Genomic DNA, 17,581 nt, shown 5'->3' with positions numbered 1-17,581 from the left:
AGTTGGCGCGTCACCTGAGGACGTTGGGGGTGGGCGAGGAGAGCCGGGTGGGCGTGTGCGTGGAGCGCACGGAAGCGATGGTGGTGGCGCTGCTGGGGGTGCTGAAGGCGGGGGCGGCGTACGTCCCACTGGACGCGACGTATCCGAAGGAGCGACTGGCCTACATGCTGGAGGGGACGGGCGCGCCAGTGGTGGTGACGCAGGCGGGCCTGGAGGACGTGCTGCCGGAGTACGCGGGCCAGCGCGTGCGGCTCGACACGGATGCGAGTCTGTTGGCCGCGTACTCGGAAGCAGGTCTGGGCAACGCGAGCAGCGTCCCCAGTCAGTTGGCGTACGTGCTGTACACGTCAGGAAGTACGGGCCGACCGAAGGGCGTGGCGGTGACGCACGCAAGCGCGGTGGCATTCCTCAAGTGGGCGACGGGGACGTTCAAGGCGGAGCAGTTGAGGGGAGTGCTGGCTGCGACGTCGCTGAACTTCGACCTGTCGGTGTTCGAAGTCTTCGCGCCGCTGGTGAGCGGCGGCACGGTGGTGGTGGCGGAGAATGCGCTGGCCCTTGCTTCGTTGAAGGAAGCGCACCGGGTGACATTGCTGAACACGGTGCCGTCAGCGGTGGCGGAGCTGGTGAGAAGCGGAGGCATTCCGTCAACGGTAGAGACGGTGAACCTGGCGGGCGAAGCGCTGCCGAACCGGTTGGTGCAGGCGCTGTACGCACTGCAGCAGGTGAAGGAGGTCAACAACCTCTACGGCCCGACGGAAGACACGACGTACTCGACGCACGCGCGGGTGGAGCGCGGAGCGAAGACGGAGCCGAGGATTGGGCGTCCGCTGGAAGGCACGCAGGCGTACGTGCTGGACGCGAAGGGGCAGCCGGTGCCGGTGGGCGTGCCGGGCGAGCTGTACCTGGGGGGCGAGGGCCTGGCGCGAGGCTACCTGGGGCAGCCGGGGTTGACGGCGGAGCGCTTCGTACCGGACGGCTTCAGCGAGAAGGCAGGAGCGAGGCTGTACCGCACGGGCGACAAGGTGCGGTGGGGCCGGGACGGCAGCCTTGAGTACCTGGGGCGAATGGACTTCCAGGTGAAGGTGCGAGGCTTCCGCATCGAGCTGGGAGAAGTGGAAGCAGCGCTGGGGGCGCAGCCATCCATCCGCGACGCGGTGGTGGTGGTGCGAGAGGACGCGCCGGGAGACAAGCGGCTGGTGGCGTACGTGGTGCCTCAACCGAACCATCGCGTGGACGTGGCGACGCTGCGAAGCGCGCTGAAGGGCCGGTTGCCGGAGTACATGGTGCCGTCGGCGTTCGTGGTGCTGGAGGCGCTGCCGCTCAACGCGAACGGGAAGGTGGACCGCAAGGCGCTGCCGAAGCCGGAGGCCGGAGCGGAGCGCACGAAGGTCTACGTGGCACCGCGCACGGAAACCGAAGAGGTGTTGGCGAACCTCTGGGCGCAGGTGCTGGGCGTGAAGCAGGTGGGCATCCAGGACAGCTTCTTCGAACTGGGAGGCCACTCGCTGTTGGCGACGCAGGCGGTGTCGCGCATCCGCACGGCGTTCAACGTCGAACTGCCGCTGCGAGCCCTCTTCGAGGCCCCCACGGTCGCGGAGCTGGCCCTCAAGGTCGAGGCGGCCCGGAGCACGGGACAGGCGTTGACGGTACCGAAGCTGGACGCCGTGGCGCGGACGGGACGGGAGCCGTTGTCCTTCGCGCAGCAGCGCCTCTGGCTGCTGGATCAGCTCCAGCCCGGGAGCGCGTCGTACAACCTCCCGATGGCGGTGCGGATGAGTGGCACCGTGGACGTGGAGGCCCTGCGCCGCACCTTCGACGAACTGGTGCGTCGTCACGAGTCCCTGCGCACGTCGTTCCAGGTGCACGACGGTCAGCCCTTCCAGGTGGTCGCTCCGGTCCAGAAAGCGACCTGGAGCTTCACGGCGCTGGACGGCCTGCCGGAATCACAGCGTGAGGTGGCCCTCCGAAAGCAGGTGGGCGTGGAAGCCCTGCGTCCGTTCGACTTGAGCCAGGGCCCGCTCTTCCGCGCGACGCTGGTGCGGCTGAGTGCCACCGAACACGTGCTGGTGCTGGTGATGCACCACATCGTGTCCGACGGCTGGTCGATGGACGTGTTGGTGCGCGAAGTCTCGGCGCTCTACAGCGCCTACGCGGCGGGCCGCGAGTCACCGCTGCCGGAGCTGGCGGTGCAGTACGCGGACTACGCGGTGTGGCAGCGTGGCTGGCTGAAGGGCGACGTGCTGGAGGCGCAACTCGGTTGGTGGCGTCAGCAGTTGGAAGGCGCCCCGCATGCGCTGGAGCTGCCGACAGACCGTCCTCGCCCGGCGGTGCAGCGCTTCGACGGTGCCAACGCGTCCCTGCTGCTGCCGAAGGCACTGAACGAATCGCTGAAGACGCTGGCACGCCAGGAGGGCGCCACGTCCTTCATGGTGCTGCTGGCGGCATGGCAGGTACTGCTGGCGCGCTACAGCGGCCAGCAGGACATCAGCGTGGGAACGCCCATCGCGGGCCGCAACCGGACGGAGCTGGAAGGACTCATCGGCTTCTTCGTGAACACGCTGGTGCTGCGCACGAAGCTGGAGGAGGGCGCGAGCTTCCGACAGGTGCTGCGCCAGGTGCGTGAGAAGACGCTGGGTGCGTACGCGCACCAGGAAGTGCCGTTCGAGAAGCTGGTGGAAGAGCTGCGTCCCGAGCGTGACTTGAGCCGCACGCCGCTGTTCCAGGTGATGTTCACGATGCAGACGGTCTCGCCGAACACGGGAGAGGTGCGTCCGAACGCCGGGCTGGCGCTGCGGTCGCTGGAGACGGAAGGGGCGACGGCGAAGTTCGATCTGACGCTGGGGATGGCGGAGACGGAGCAAGGCCTCGCGGCGTCGCTCGAATACAACACGGACCTGTACGACGCGGAGACGGCGCAGCGACTGCTGGGGCACCTGGGTGTGCTGCTGGACGGCATCGCGAACGATACGGACGCGAGCGTCTGGGACCTGCCGTTGCTGGCAACCGAAGAGCGTCAGCAGGTGCTGAAGCACTTCGCGGGCGTATCGGCCCTCGATCGTGACGGCTTGGTGGGTGGTGCGCAGACGATCCACGGGTTCTTCGCGTCGCAAGCGGCGAAGACGCCGGCAGCAGTGGCGGTGGTGCACGAAGGCGCGGAGCTGACGTACGCGCAGGTGGAAGCGCGAGCGAACCAGTTGGCGCGTCACCTGCGGACGTTGGGAGTGGGTGAGGAGAGCCGGGTGGGCGTGTGCGTGGAGCGCACGGAAGCGATGGTGGTGGCGCTGCTGGGGGTGCTGAAGGCGGGGGCGGCGTACGTACCGCTGGACGCGACGTACCCGAAGGAACGACTGGCCTACATGCTGGAGGGGACAGGCGCGCCGGTGGTGGTGACGCAGGCGGGCCTGGAGGACGTGCTGCCGGAGTACACGGGCCAGCGCGTGAGGTTGGACACGGACGCGACGGTGCTGAACGGCTACCCGGTGGAGAGCCTGGGCAACACGGGAGCGGCAGGGCAGTTGGCGTACGTGCTGTACACGTCGGGAAGCACGGGCCGACCGAAGGGCGTGGCGGTGACGCACGCGAGCGCGGTGGCGTTCCTGAAGTGGGCGAAGGGGACGTTCAAGGCGGAGCAGTTGAAGGGCGTGCTTGCGGCGACGTCGCTGAACTTCGACCTGTCGGTGTTCGAAGTCTTCGCGCCGCTGGTGAGCGGCGGCACGGTGGTGGTGGCGGAGAACGCGCTGGCGCTGGCCTCGTTGAAGGAAGCCGGACGCGTGACGTTGCTGAACACGGTGCCGTCGGCGGTGGCGGAGCTGGTGAGAAGCGGAGGCATTCCGTCGACGGTTGCGACGGTGAACCTGGCGGGCGAAGCGCTGCCGAACCGACTGGTGCAGGCGCTGTACGCACTGCCGCAGGTGAAGGAAGTCAACAACCTCTACGGCCCGACGGAGGACACGACGTACTCGACGCACGCGCGAGTGGAGCGCGGAGCGAAGACGGAGCCGAGGATTGGGCGCCCGCTGGAAGGCACGCAGGCGTACGTGCTGGACGCGAAGGGGCAGCCGGTGCCGGTGGGCGCGCCGGGCGAGCTGTACCTGGGCGGCGAGGGCCTGGCGCGAGGCTACCTGGGGCAGCCCGGGTTGACGGCGGAGCGCTTCGTACCGGACGGCTTCAGCGAGAAGGCAGGAGCGAGGCTGTACCGCACGGGAGACAAGGTGCGGTGGGGCCGGGACGGCAGCCTTGAGTACCTGGGTCGAATGGACTTCCAGGTGAAGGTGCGAGGCTTCCGCATCGAGCTGGGAGAAGTGGAAGCAGCGCTGGGGGCGCAGCCATCCCTCCGCGACGTGGTGGTGGTGGTGCGAGAGGACGCGCCCGGAGACAAGCGGCTGGTGGCGTACGTGGTGGCGCAGGCGGGCCACACGGCGGACGCGACGAGTCTGCGAAGCGCGCTGAAGGGGCGGCTGCCGGAGTACATGGTGCCGTCGGCGTTCGTGGTGCTGGAGTCCCTGCCGCTCAACGCGAACGGGAAGGTGGATCGCAAGGCACTGCCGAAGCCCGAGGCCGGAGCGGAGCGCAAGGACTCGGACCTCGGCTGGCTTCCCACGCCGACCGAGGAGCTGCTGGCCGGTCTCTTCGCGCAGGTGCTGGGCGTGGAGCGGGTGGGGCCTCGGGACGACTTCTTCGAGCTGGGTGGACACTCGCTGCTGGCGACGCGCGTGGTGGCACGCGTGTTCGGCCTCTTCGGCGTGGAACTGCCGCTGCGTGAGTTGTTCGACGCGCCCACGGTGGAGGAGCTGGCGCGCAAGGTGGATGCACGGGCCGGTGACACGCGCCCGGCTCCGGCGCTCATTCCGGTGCCGCGCACGGATTCGCTGCCCCTGTCGTTCGCGCAGCAGCGGATGTACTTCCTGGAGCAACTGGAGCCGGACAGCCCGCTCTACAACATCCCGAATGCCATCCGCCTGGAGGGCACTCTCGACGCGGATGCTCTGGAGCGCGCGTTCGACGCGTTGATCCAGCGCCATGAGGGCCTGCGGACCACCTTCCACGCCGACGCGGAAGGACGGCCCTTCCAGCGCATCGCCGCCGAATTCAAGGCGGGACTGGTGCGGGTGGACCTCCGCGACCGTCCCGAAGCCGAGCGTGAGGAAGAGGTCCGGCGGCAGGCCCATGCAGAAGCGATGCGTCCCTTCAAGCTGGGCCAGGGACCGCTCCTGCGCGCGACGTTGCTGCGCACTGGGGAGCGGCAGCACCTGCTGATGGTGGTGCTGCACCACATCGTCTCCGACGGCGGGTCCATGGGCGTGCTGGTGCGCGAGCTGGGTGCGCTCTACGCGGCCTTCAGCGAGGGCCGGTCTTCACCGCTGCCCGAGCTGCCGTTGCAGTACGCGGACTACGCGGCATGGCAGCGCGACTGGCTGCAGGGCGAGGTGCTGGAGGAGCAGGTCGGCTGGTGGCGGCGCGAACTGGACGGAGCCCCGGCCGCGTTGGAGTTGTCGACGGACAAGGTGCGTCCCGCGACGTCGACGTCCCGGGGCGGCTCGGTGCCTGTGCAGTTGTCGAAGCCGCTGTCGGACGCGCTGAAGGCGCTGGGACGCCGCGAGGGTGCGACGCCCTTCATGGTGGTGCTGGCGGCGTGGCAGGTGCTGCTGTCGCGCTACAGCGGGCAGGACGACATCAGCGTGGGCACGCCGGTCGCGGGTCGGACGCGAGCGGAGGTGGAAGGCCTCATCGGTCTGTTCATCAACACGCTGGTGCTGCGCACGCGACTGGCTCCGGCCGACAGCTTCCGGCAAGTGCTGGGGCGGGTGCGGGAGACGACGCTGGGAGCGTTCGCGCACCAGGAGGTGCCGTTCGAACGACTGGTGGAGGCGCTGCGTCCGGACCGCGACCTGGGCCGCACGCCGCTGTTCCAGGCGATGCTCGTGCTCAATACGGCAGTCGATACCAGACTCGCCCTGCCAGACCTCACGCTGAGCCCAGAGCCCGTCGAGGGCGAGCACACGAAGTTCGAGCTGAGCCTGTCGCTCGCCGCGTCGGATGAGGGCTTCCGCGGTGCGCTCGCGTACAGCACGGAGCTGTTCGAGCGGACGACGGTGGAGCAGATGGTGGAGCACCTGCGGGTGCTCCTGGAAGGCATCGCGGCCGACCCGGACGTGTCCGTGGGAGCGCTGCCGCTGCTGGACGCCGCCGAGCGTCTGCTGGTGCTGGAGACGTGGAACCAGACGGCGGAAGCGGTGCCGTCTGCGAGCATCGCCGCGCGGTTCGAGGCGCAGGTGGAGCGAGTGCCCGGAGCGGTGGCGGTGGTCGCGGACGGGAAGCAGTTGACGTACGCGGAGCTGGACGCGAAGGCGAACCGGCTGGCGCGAGCGCTGGTGGCGCAAGGCGTGGGCCCCGAGGTGCTGGTGGGCCTGTACGTGGAGCGCACGGTGGAGTCCATCGTGGGGATGCTGGGCATCCTCAAGGCGGGCGGCGGGTACGTGCCGATGGACACGTCCTTCCCCGCGGCGCGAGTGAAGGCGATTGCCGAGGACGCAAGCCTGCGGGTGGTGGTGACGCAGCGAGCGTACGCGGAGGACGTGGCGGGGCTGGGATGCACCACCGTCCTCGTTGAAGCGGTGGAAGAGGCAGGCGGGAGCACCGAGCGCGTGGAGTCGGGCGTGCGGGGTGAGAACCCGGTGTACGCCATCTTCACGTCAGGCAGTACGGGACGTCCGAAGGGCGTGGTGGTGGAGCACCGGCAGTTGGCCAACTACGTGGAGACGATACGGGGCCGGTTGAAGCTGGCGGAAGGAATGAGCTTCGCGTCGGTGACGACGCTGGCTGCGGACCTTGGGCACACGGCGGTGTTCCCGATGCTGTGCGGAGGGGGGACGCTGCACCTCGTCGCGAAGGAAGTGGCGTCGGACGCGGAGGCGTTGGGCGCGTACATGCAGGCGCACCGGGTGGAGGGGTTGAAGGTGGTGCCCTCGCACCTGAGGGCGCTCCTGAGTGGGCCGAATGCGAAGCAGGTGCTGCCGCTGAAGCGGCTGGTGGTGGGCGGAGAGGCGTCGGACCGTGCGCTGGTGGAGACGGTGCAGCGGCTGGCGCCGGAGTGCGCGGTGTTCAACCACTACGGGCCGACGGAGACGACGGTCGGCGTGCTGACGAACCCTGTGGAAGGCACGTGGGACGAAGGGGCGGCGACGCTGGCGTTGGGGCGGCCGATTGGGAACGCCCGGATGTACGTGCTGGACGGGAGCGGGCGTCCGGTGCCGCGAGGAGTGGCGGGAGAGCTGTACGTGGGCGGGGCGGTGGTGACGCGCGGGTACGTGGGGCGCCCGGAGCTGACGGCGGAGCGGTACGTGCCGGACGGCTTCGGTGAGGAGGCAGGAGGGCGGCTGTACCGGACGGGAGACAAGGTCCGGCAGCGGGAGGACGGGAAGCTGGAGTTCCTGGGGCGCGTGGACTTCCAGTTGAAGGTGCGCGGGTACCGGGTGGAGTTGGGTGAGGTAGAGGCGGGGCTGAGCGCATGCGAAGGCGTGCGCGAGGCGGTGGTGGTGGCGCGGGAGGACGTGCCCGGAGACAAGCGGCTGGTGGGGTACGTGGTGGCGAAGCCAGGCCACACGGTGGAAGTCACGGCGCTGCGAAGCGAGCTGAAGGGTCGGCTGCCGGAGTACATGGTGCCCTCGGCGCTGGTGGTGCTGGAGGCGCTGCCACTCAACGCGAACGGCAAGGTGGACCGCAAGGCCCTGCCGAAGCCGGAGCGCACGGAGGCGGACGCACGGGACTACGTCGCGCCGCGCACGTCCACCGAACAGACCCTGGAGCGCATCTGGGCGCAGGTGCTGCGTCTTGATCACGTGGGCATCCACGCCAACTTCTTCGACCTGGGCGGCGACTCCATCATCAGCCTCCAGATCGTCGCGCGTGCCTCACAGGCCGGACTGCGCATCACCACCCGGCAGCTCTTCCAGCACCAGACGATCGCCGCACTGGCGGGCGTCGCCACGACCGCCCAGCTCGTCGTCGCGGAGCAGGGCGAGGTCCGAGGCTCCGTCCCGCTCACGCCCATCCAGCGCCGGCTCTTCGAAGAAGACGTCGTGGATCCGCATCACCTCAACCAGTCGTTGATGATCGAGGTCCGCCGTCCGGTGGACGCCGCGCTCCTGGAACAGGCGCTCCGCCATCTCGTCGCGCACCACGACGCCCTGCGCCTGCGCTTCACCCGCGAGGCCACGGGCTGGTCGCAGGAGAACGCGGGCCTGGAACAGCCCCTGACGCTTCGGCGACTCGACCTCTCCGCGCTGGATGAAGCCGCGAAGGCACTGGCCCTTCAGGAGGCCGCCACCCAGGTTCAGGCAAGCCAGGTGCTGGAGGAGGGTCTGCTGCTGCGCGCGATGTTGATCGAGCGCGGAGCGGGCCACACGGCGCGCCTGCTGCTGGCGGTGCACCACCTCGCGGTGGACGGCGTGTCCTGGCGTGTGTTGCTGGAGGACCTGGAGACGGCGTACCAGCAGCTCGACTCGGGCCATCCGGTCCGGCTGCCCGCGAAGACGACCTCCTTCCAGACGTGGGCCCGCAAGCTGGAAGCCCATGCCCACACCCCGGAGGTGCTGGCCGAGCGTGCCTTCTGGTTGGAAGGCGCCCGGAACGTCGCGCCGCTGCCCGTGGACAGGGCCGCGGGCGAGAACGTCGTGGGCTCGACGCGCAGTGTGTCGCTGTCGCTCGACGTGGAGGAGACGCGGCTGTTGTTGCAGGAAGTACCCGGTGCATGGCGCGCGCAGATCAACGACGTGCTGCTCGCGGCGCTGGTCCAGTCGATGGCGCGCTGGACGGGACAGCCCCGCGTGCGCGTCAACCTGGAAGGCCACGGCCGCGAGGAGCTGTTCGCGGACGCGGACATCTCCCGCACGGTGGGGTGGTTCACCGCCGTGTATCCCGTGCTGCTGGAGGTGCCGGTGTCCGGCAGCTCCGGCGACGGCCTGCGGGCGGTCCGCGACACCCTGCGGCGCCTGCCGGGCAATGGCCTGGGCTACGGGCTCTTGCGCTTCCTGGGCGACGACGCGACGGTGGAAGCCCTGCGCGCCGCGCCTCCCGCGCAGGTGTCCTTCAACTACCTGGGGCAGTTCGACGGCGTCGCGTCCGGAGCAGGGGACAGCGCCTTCCGCATCGCCCGTGAAGGCAGCGGCCCGGTGCGCAGTCCGCGTGCACCTCGCCGCCACGTCCTGGACGTCAGTGGACTGGTGCTGGACGGACAGCTTCAACTGAGCTGGGGTTACAGCGAGAACCTCTACTCCCAGGCCACCATCGAGTCCCTGGCCCGCGACTTCGTGGCCGCGCTGCGCACGCTCATCTCGACCCGTGCGTCGGAGGATGCGGCCCGCCGCACGCCCACGGACTTCCCGCTCGCCCGGGTGGACGCCTCCGCGCTGGAGCGCGTGATGGCGGCGGTGCCCGACCTGGAGGACCTGTACCCCCTGTCGCCCATGCAGCAGGGCATGCTCTTCCACACGTTGCTGGAGTCCGCGTCGGGTGCGTACTTCGAGCAGCGCTCCTGGAGCTTCCACTCCGCGTTGAACCTGGGCGCCCTCCGGCAGGCCTGGGAGGACGTCCTCGCGAACCATCCGGTGCTGCGCACGTCCTTCTTCTGGCAGGGGCTGGAAGCCCCGCTCCAGGCCGTGCATGCGCGCGTGACGCTGCCGTGGACGGAGCTCGACTGGCGCGGGCTGCCCGTCGCCGAACAGCAGGCGCGTCTGGAGACCTTCCTCGCGGAGGACAAGGCGCTCGGGTTCGAGCTGTCCCATGCGCCCCTGATGCGGCTGGCGCTGATCCGCACGGAGGAGCACGCGTACCGGCTGGTGTGGAGCTTCCACCACCTGCTGACGGACGGCTGGAGCTCGGCGCTCCTGCGCCAGGCGGTCTTCACCCGCTATGCCGCGCTGGTCAAAGGCAATGCCCCGGCCCTCGTGAAGGGCCCGGCGTATCGTGAGTACATCGCCTGGCTCCAGCGTCAGGACCTGGCGCGCACGGAGACCTTCTGGCGCGACACCCTGGCGGGCTTCTCCGCCGCCACGCCGCTTCCGGCGGGCGTGGCGTCCCGCACGATTGCCACCGGAGGTCTGTCGGAGCAGGCGGTGCTCCTGCCGACCGCAACCACCGAGGCGCTCCAGAACTTCGCACGCCGGCACCAGCTCACCCTCAACACCCTGGTGCAGGCCGCGTGGGCCCTGGTGCTCGCTCGTCATGCGAACACGTCCGACGTCGTCTTCGGCACGACCGTCGCGGGACGCCCCTCGGAGCTGTCGGGCGTCGACTCGATGCTGGGCATGTTCATCAACACGCTGCCCGCGCGCGCCCGCTTGGAGGAACAGGCGGACGTCGTCTCCTGGCTCCAGCGCTTCCAGTCGCAGCAGGTGGAGCTGCGCAACCACGAGCACAGTCCGCTCGTGCAGGTGCAGGGCTGGAGCGAAGTGCCCCGGGGAACGCCCCTCTTCGAGACGCTGCTCGTCTTCGAGAACTACCCCGTCGACACCACGGTGGACACGCAGGCCCGCCAGTTGGACGTGCGCGACTTCCACGCCTTCGAACGGACGAACTACCCGCTCACCGCGGTGGCCGCCCCCGGCCGTGAGCTGTTTCTCAAGCTCGCCCATGAGACGCCGCGCTTCGATGAGGCGACGGCGATGGCCCTGCTTGGTCAGTGGCGCAGGGCCCTGGAGGGACTGGTCGCGCGGACCGGACAGCGGCTCGCTGACGTCACGCTCTTGTCCGAGGAAGAGACGCACGCGCTGCGCGACACCTGGAACGCGACGCGCACGGAGTACCCGCGCGCGCTCGCGGTGCAGCAGCTCTTCGAGGCCCGGGCCGCGCAGGCGCCCGACGCGGAGGCGCTGCGCTGGAACACGGGCCACATGACGGCCGGCGCACTGGACGCGCGCGCGAACCAACTGGCGCACCACCTGCGCTCGTTGGGCGTGGGTGCTGAGTCCCGCGTGGGCCTCTGCCTGGAACGCGGCCCCGACCTCGTCGTCGGCCTGCTGGCCGTGCTCAAGGCCGGTGGCGCCTACGTGCCCCTGGATCCGACCTATCCCGAGGACCGTCTGGGCTACATGGCCCGCGACGCCGGCCTCTCCGCGCTGCTCACGCACCGGGCCTTGGAAGCGCGCCTGCCCGGCGTGAGCGCCCCGGTGGTCCACCTGGACGCACTGGAAGCCGTGCTCGCATCCCAGCCCACCACGCGCCCGGACGTCGAGGCGCGGCCGGAGGCGCTCGCGTACGTCATCTACACGTCCGGCAGCACGGGCCGTCCCAAGGGCGTGATGGTGACGCACGGGGGCGTCGTCAACTACCTCGTCTGGACCCTGGACGCGTACCGCGTGGCGGACGGGCAGGGTGCGCCGGTGCACTCGTCGTTCTCCTTCGATCTCACGGTGACGAGCCTGCTGGCACCGCTCGCCGCGGGCCGTCCCGCCGTGCTGGTGGATGAGGCCGTGGGCGCGGTGGAGGGCCTGGGCGATGCCCTGCGCCGTCAGGCCGACCACAGCCTCGTGAAGCTGACGCCCGCGCACCTGCGCCTGCTGGAGGCGCAGCTCGGTGAGCAGGACGCCCCCGGCCGTGCTCGCGCCTTCGTCATTGGCGGTGAGGCCCTGGGCTACGAGGCGCTGGAGCACTGGCGGCGGTACGCGCCGGGCACGCGGCTCATCAACGAATACGGCCCCACCGAGACGGTGGTGGGCTGCTGTATCCACGAGGTCCGCGAGGCCGAACCGCGCACGGGCCCCGTGCCCATCGGTCATCCCATCGCCAACACGCGCCTGTACGTGCTGGACGCGGCGGGCCGGCTCGCACCGCTGGGCGCGGTGGGGGAACTCTTCGTTGGAGGCGACGGCGTGGGTCGCGGCTACCTGGGCCGCCCGGACCTGACCGCCGAACGCTTCGTGCCGGATCCGTTCAGCCCCGAACCGGGAGCCCGCCTGTACCGCACCGGCGACAGCGTGCGCCGCCGTGCCGACGGCGCGCTGGAGTACCTGGGCCGCCAGGACGACCAGGTGAAGGTGCGGGGCTTCCGCATCGAGCTGGGCGAAATCGAGTCCGTGCTCACGGCCCTCCCGGACGTGGCCTCGGGCGTGGTGCTCGCACGCGAGGACGTGCCCGGCGACAAGCGGCTCGTGGGCTACGTGGTGCCGAAGGCGGGTGCCGCCGTGGACGCCGCGTCGCTGCGGACCGCGCTGCGCAGGACGCTGCCGGACTACCTGGTCCCGGTCGCCTTCGTGGTGCTGGACGCGCTGCCCGTGGCGGTGACGGGCAAGGTGGACCGCAAGGCCCTGCCCGCGCCGGAGGCCGCTCGCCCGGGTGAGGACACGAGCTTCGTGGCGCCCCGCACGCCGGAGGAGGAGCTGCTCGCCGGTCTCTTCGCGCAGGTGCTGGGCGTGGAGAAGGTGGGCGTCCACGACGACTTCTTCGCGCTGGGTGGACACTCGCTCCGGGCGACGCAGGCGGTGTCGCGCGCACGGGACGTGTTCCAGGTGGAGCTGCCCCTGCGGGACCTCTTCGAGGCGCCCACCGTCGCGGGGCTCCTGCCTCGCCTGCTGGAGGCCAAGGCGAAGGACGCCGAAGGCCCTCGCGTCCCGCCGCTGGTGGCCGTGCCTCGCACGGATTCGCTGCCGCTGTCGTTCGCGCAGCAGCGGCTGTGGTTCCTGGATCAGTTGGAGCCGCAGGGCGCGTTCCACAACGTACCCGCGGCGCTCCGGCTCCAGGGCACGCTCGACGTGGCCGCGCTGGAGCGGGCGTTCGCGGAGCTGTTCCGCCGCCATGAGTCGCTGCGCACCGTCTTCCGCTCCGAGGAAGGCCGTCCGCGCCACGTCATCCTACCGGTGCCGGAAGTCCCGCTGCCCACGCAGGACCTGGGCTCACTGCCCGAGTCCACCCGCGAGGCGGAGGCCTTCCAGCGGGCCCAGGACGAGGCGAAGCGTCCCTTCGATCTCTCGAAGGGGCCGCTGCTGCGCGTGACGCTGCTGAAGCTCGCTGAACAGGATCACCTGCTGCTGCTGACCATGCACCACATCGTCTCCGACGGCTGGTCCATGGCCGTGCTCGTGCGCGAAGTCGTGGCCCTCTACGAGGCCTTCCGCTTGGGCCAGCCGTCGCCGCTTCCCGAACTGGCCCTCCAGTACGCGGACTACGCGGCCTGGCAGCGCCAGTGGATGGAGCAGGGCGCCATGGCCCGTCAGCTCGCGTGGTGGCGCAAGGAGCTGGACGGCGCACCCCAGACGGTGGACCTGCCCACGGATAGGCCCCGGCCCACCGTGCAGTCCCACAACGGTGAACAGCTCCAGGCGCTGGTGCCGCCCTCGGTGATGGCGGACCTCCAGGCCCTGTGCCGCCGCGAGGGCGTCACGCTCTTCATGGTGCTGCTCGCGGGCTTCCAGGTGGTGCTGTCGCGCTACACGCGCCGCACGGACATCGTGGTGGGCACGGACATCGCCAACCGCAACCGCGCGGAGACCGAAGGGCTCATCGGCTTCTTCGTCAACCAGCTCGTCCTTCGCGGCGACCTGGGCGGGGACCCTACCGTGCGCGAGCTGCTGGGCCGCGCGCGGGAGACGGCGCTGTCCTCCTACGCGCACCAGGACCTGCCCTTCGAGGAGCTGGTGAAGGAGCTCAACCCCAAGCGCAGCCTGGGGCAGGCCCCGTTGTTCCAGGTGAAGCTGGTGCTCCAGAACGCCCCCGCGTCGCGGCTGGAGCTGCCCGGACTGAAGCTCACCCAGGTGGGCCAGGAGGCCACCCGCGCCAAGCTGGACCTGACCGTGGCGGTGCAGGAGACGTCGGAGGGACTCGCCTGCTTCTGGGAGTTCGCCACCGACCTTTTCGACACGGCGACCATCGCCCGGATGGCGAAGCACTTCGAACAGGTGCTGGAGGGCCTGACGCGCGAGCCTTCCCGCCGCCTGTCCTCGCTGTCCCTGCTCACCCGTGAAGAGCGCCACACACTCCTGGAGACGTGGAACGACACCCGCACGGCCGAACTGCCGGGCCCGACGGCCACCGCCCTGTTCGAGGCGCAGGCCGCGCGCACGCCCAGTGCCCTGGCGGCGGTGTTCGGCGCGGAGTCGCTGACGTACGCGCAGCTCGACGCGAAGGCCAATCAGCTCGCGTGGCACCTGAAGCAGAGCGGCGTGGGGTTGGAGTCGCGGGTAGGACTGTGCGTGGAACGCTCGCTCGACATGGTGGTGGGCATCCTAGGCATCCTCAAGGCGGGCGCGGCGTACCTGCCCCTGGACCCTTCGTACCCGAGCGATCGCCTGGCCTACATGCTGGCGGACGCGGCGGTGCCGGTCATCGTCACGCAGGACGCGTTGGCGGATGAATTGCCGTCGCAGGGTGAGTTGCTGGTGTGCCTGGACTCGGATGCGGCGCGCATCGCGAAACATCCCGCGACGCCGCCGCCGGTGAAGCTGGAGCCGGAGCACCTGGCGTACGTCATCTACACGTCGGGTTCGACGGGCCGGCCCAAGGGGACGCTGTTGCATCACCGTGGCTTGTGCAACACGGCCACGGCGGCCATCGCGGCCCTGGGCATCACGCCTTCAAGCCGCGTCCTCCAGTTCGCGGCGTTCGGCTTCGACGCGTCGGTGTGGGAGACGTTCTCCGCGCTGCTCGCAGGCGCGGCCCTGCACCTGACGCCGCGCGAGGAGCTGATGCCCGGTTCGCCGCTGCACGGCCTGCTGAAGTCGCGCGGCATCACCACGGTGACATTGACGCCGTCGGTGCTGGCGCAGCTCCCCGCCGAGGACCTGCCGGCGCTCACCTCCGTGGCCGCCGCGGGCGAGGCGTGCTCCGCGGAGCTGGTGCGCCGCTGGTCTCCCGGCCGGCGCTTCCTCAACGCGTATGGCCCCACCGAGGTGACGGTGTGCGCCACCGTCCGGGCGAACGTGGATCCGGAGCGGCCCACCATCGGCACGCCGCTGCCGAACGTGCGGGTGTACGTGCTGGACGACCAGGGGCAGCCGGTGCCCGTGGGCGTCCCCGGACAACTGCACGTGGGCGGCGTGGGCCTGGCGCGGGGCTACCTGCACCGCGCGGACCTGACGGCGGAGCGCTTCGTGCCGGATGCCTTCGGTCCCGACGCGGGCGGCCGGCTCTACGCGACGGGCGACCTCGTGCGCTACCTGCCGTCCGGGGACATCGAGTTCCTGGGCCGCATCGACCACCAGCTCAAGCTGCGCGGCTACCGCATCGAACTGGGTGAGGTGGAAGCGGCCATCGCGGACCACCCCGCCGTGGAAGCCACCGTCGTCCTCCTGCGCGAGGACGTGCCCGGCAACCCCCGGCTGGTGGGCTACACGGTGCCGCGCGAGGGCGAAGTGCTGGACCTGCGCGTGCTGAAGGACGCGCTCCTCGCGCGCCTGCCCGAGTACATGGTGCCGTCGGCGTTCGTGTCGCTCCCGGCGCTGCCGCTCACGCCCAACGGCAAGCTGGATCGCCAGGCGCTGCCGGCACCGGACTCCGAGCGGCCCGAACTGGAAAAGGTCTACGTCGCGCCGCGTGACGCGCTGGAAGAGGATCTGGCCGCCATCTGGGCGGAGCTGCTCGGCGTCAAGCGGGTGGGCGTCCACGACGACTTCTTCGAGCTGGGAGGCCACTCCCTCCTGGGCACCCAGCTCATCTCCCGCATCCGCACGACGTTCGACGTGGAGCTGCCGCTCCGGGACATCTTCGAGTCCCCGACGGTGGAGAACCTCGCCGTCCACATCGTGCAGGCCCAGGCCGCGCAAGCAGATCCCGCGGAACTCGAACGACTCATGGGGGAGTTGGAGAACCTGTCCGCCGAAGAGGCGGAGGCGCTCCTTTCCTCTGACGAAGTACTCCCCCAGGACGACAGCAAGAAGGTTTCCAGCAATGAGCAGTGACGCCGACAAGCGCATCGCAGCCCTGTCCCCCGAGAAGCGTGCCCTCCTGCTCAAGCAACTGCGTCAGCAGCAGGCCCAGCAGGGCAAGCCCGCGCGCGCGCCGGTCATCGCCTCTCGTCCCAGGGACGGCTCACCGCTGCCGCTGTCCTTCGCCCAGCAGCGCCTGTGGTTCCTGGACCAGTTGGAGCCGGAGAGCACGCTCTACAACATCCCCCTGGCCATCGAGCTGAAGGGCGAGCTGAAGCGGGACGCGCTGGAGCGGGCCTTCACCGCCCTCCAGGAGCGCCACGAATCGCTGCGCACCACCTTCCGCACCACGGAAGCGGGGCCCGAGCAGGTCATCGCGCCGCCGTCGCCGCTGACGTTGGACGTGGTGGACCTGCGCGCCCTGTCCGGCGCTGGCCTCCAGGGCGAGCTGTACCGGCACATGCGCGAGGAATCGCTGCGCCCGTTCCATCTGACGCGGGGCCCGCTGGTGCGCGCGTCGCTGCTGCGCACCCAGGAGCACGAGCACGTCCTGCTCGTGACGATGCACCATGCCATCTCCGACGGCTGGTCCATGGGCGTCGTCATCCGCGAGCTGGCCGCGCTCTACGACGCGTTCCTCCACGGCCGTCCGTCGCCGCTGCCCCCGCTGACGCTCCAGTACGCGGACTACGCGGCGTGGCAGCGCGAGTGGCTCCAGGGTGAGACGCTGGAAGCGCAGCTCAAGTGGTGGAAGGAGCAGCTCTCCGGTGCGCCGGACGTGATTGCCCTGCCCACGGACCGGCCGCGTCCGGCGGTGCAGGGCACTCGCGGCGCGAAGCACTTCGTGCAGTTGCCCCGCGAGGTGTCCGAGGCGATCAAAGCGCTGGGACAGAAGGAGGGCGCGACGCCCTTCATGACGCTGCTGGCGGCGTGGCAGGTGTTGCTGGCGCGCTACACCGGCCAGGACGACATCCGCGTGGGCACGCCCATCGCCGGCCGCAACCGGGCGGAGCTGGAAGGCCTCATCGGCTTCTTCATCAACACCCTGGTGCTGCGCGCCCGGGTGACGCCGGAGCTGACGTTCCGGCAGGTGCTCGCGCAGGTGCGGGAGCGGTCGCTGGGGGCGTTCGCACACCAGGAGGTGCCGTTCGAGAAGCTGGTGGACTTGCTCCAGCCGGTGCGCTCGCTCAGCCACTCGCCGCTGTTCCAGGTGATGTTCATCCTGCAGAACGCGCCGGTGTCGGAGCTGGTGATGCCGGAGGTGTCCCTGCGCACGCTGCGCGTGGAGGCGCAGACGACGAAGTTCGAGCTGACGCTGTCGCTGTCGGACACGCCGGCGGGGTTCTCCGGGTCGATTGAGTACAACACCGACCTGTTCGACGCGGCGACGGTGGAGCGGATGGCGGGGCACCTGGAGGTGCTGCTGACGGCCATCGTCGCGAACCCGGACGCGAAGGTGGGGCGGCTGGAGTTGCTGACGGCGCAGGAGCGCCAGCGGCAGGTGGTGGCGTGGAACGCGACGTGCACGGCGTTCCCCAGGGAGCAGTGCGTCCACACGCTGGTGACGGCGCAGGTGGAGCGCACGCCAGACGCGGTGGCGCTGGACTTCGCGGGGGAGCAACGGACGTACCGTCAGGTGGAGACGCGGGCGAACCAGCTCGCGCACCGGCTGATGAAGCTGGGCGTGGGGCGGGGCTCGCGCGTGGGTCTGTGCGTGGAGCGTGGGG

At 70.3% G+C, this 17,581-nt stretch carries 2 protein-coding genes; both read left to right on the top strand.

Annotated features, from left to right (window positions below):
- On the top strand, window positions 1–15,887 hold a 15,887-nt coding region (locus tag D7V88_RS26125; protein WP_120543352.1), incomplete at its 5' end, for a non-ribosomal peptide synthetase.
- Window positions 15,877–17,581, top strand: a 1,705-nt coding sequence (locus tag D7V88_RS26120; RefSeq protein WP_147448875.1) for a condensation domain-containing protein, incomplete at its 3' end; no start/stop codon positions are given. The genes D7V88_RS26125 and D7V88_RS26120, both read left to right, overlap by 11 nt.

This window comes from Corallococcus terminator (assembly GCF_003611635.1).
Classification (GTDB): domain Bacteria; phylum Myxococcota; class Myxococcia; order Myxococcales; family Myxococcaceae; genus Corallococcus; species Corallococcus terminator.
Note: the sequence above shows the minus strand (reverse complement) of the source record. Positions and strands in the feature narration are given on the sequence as shown.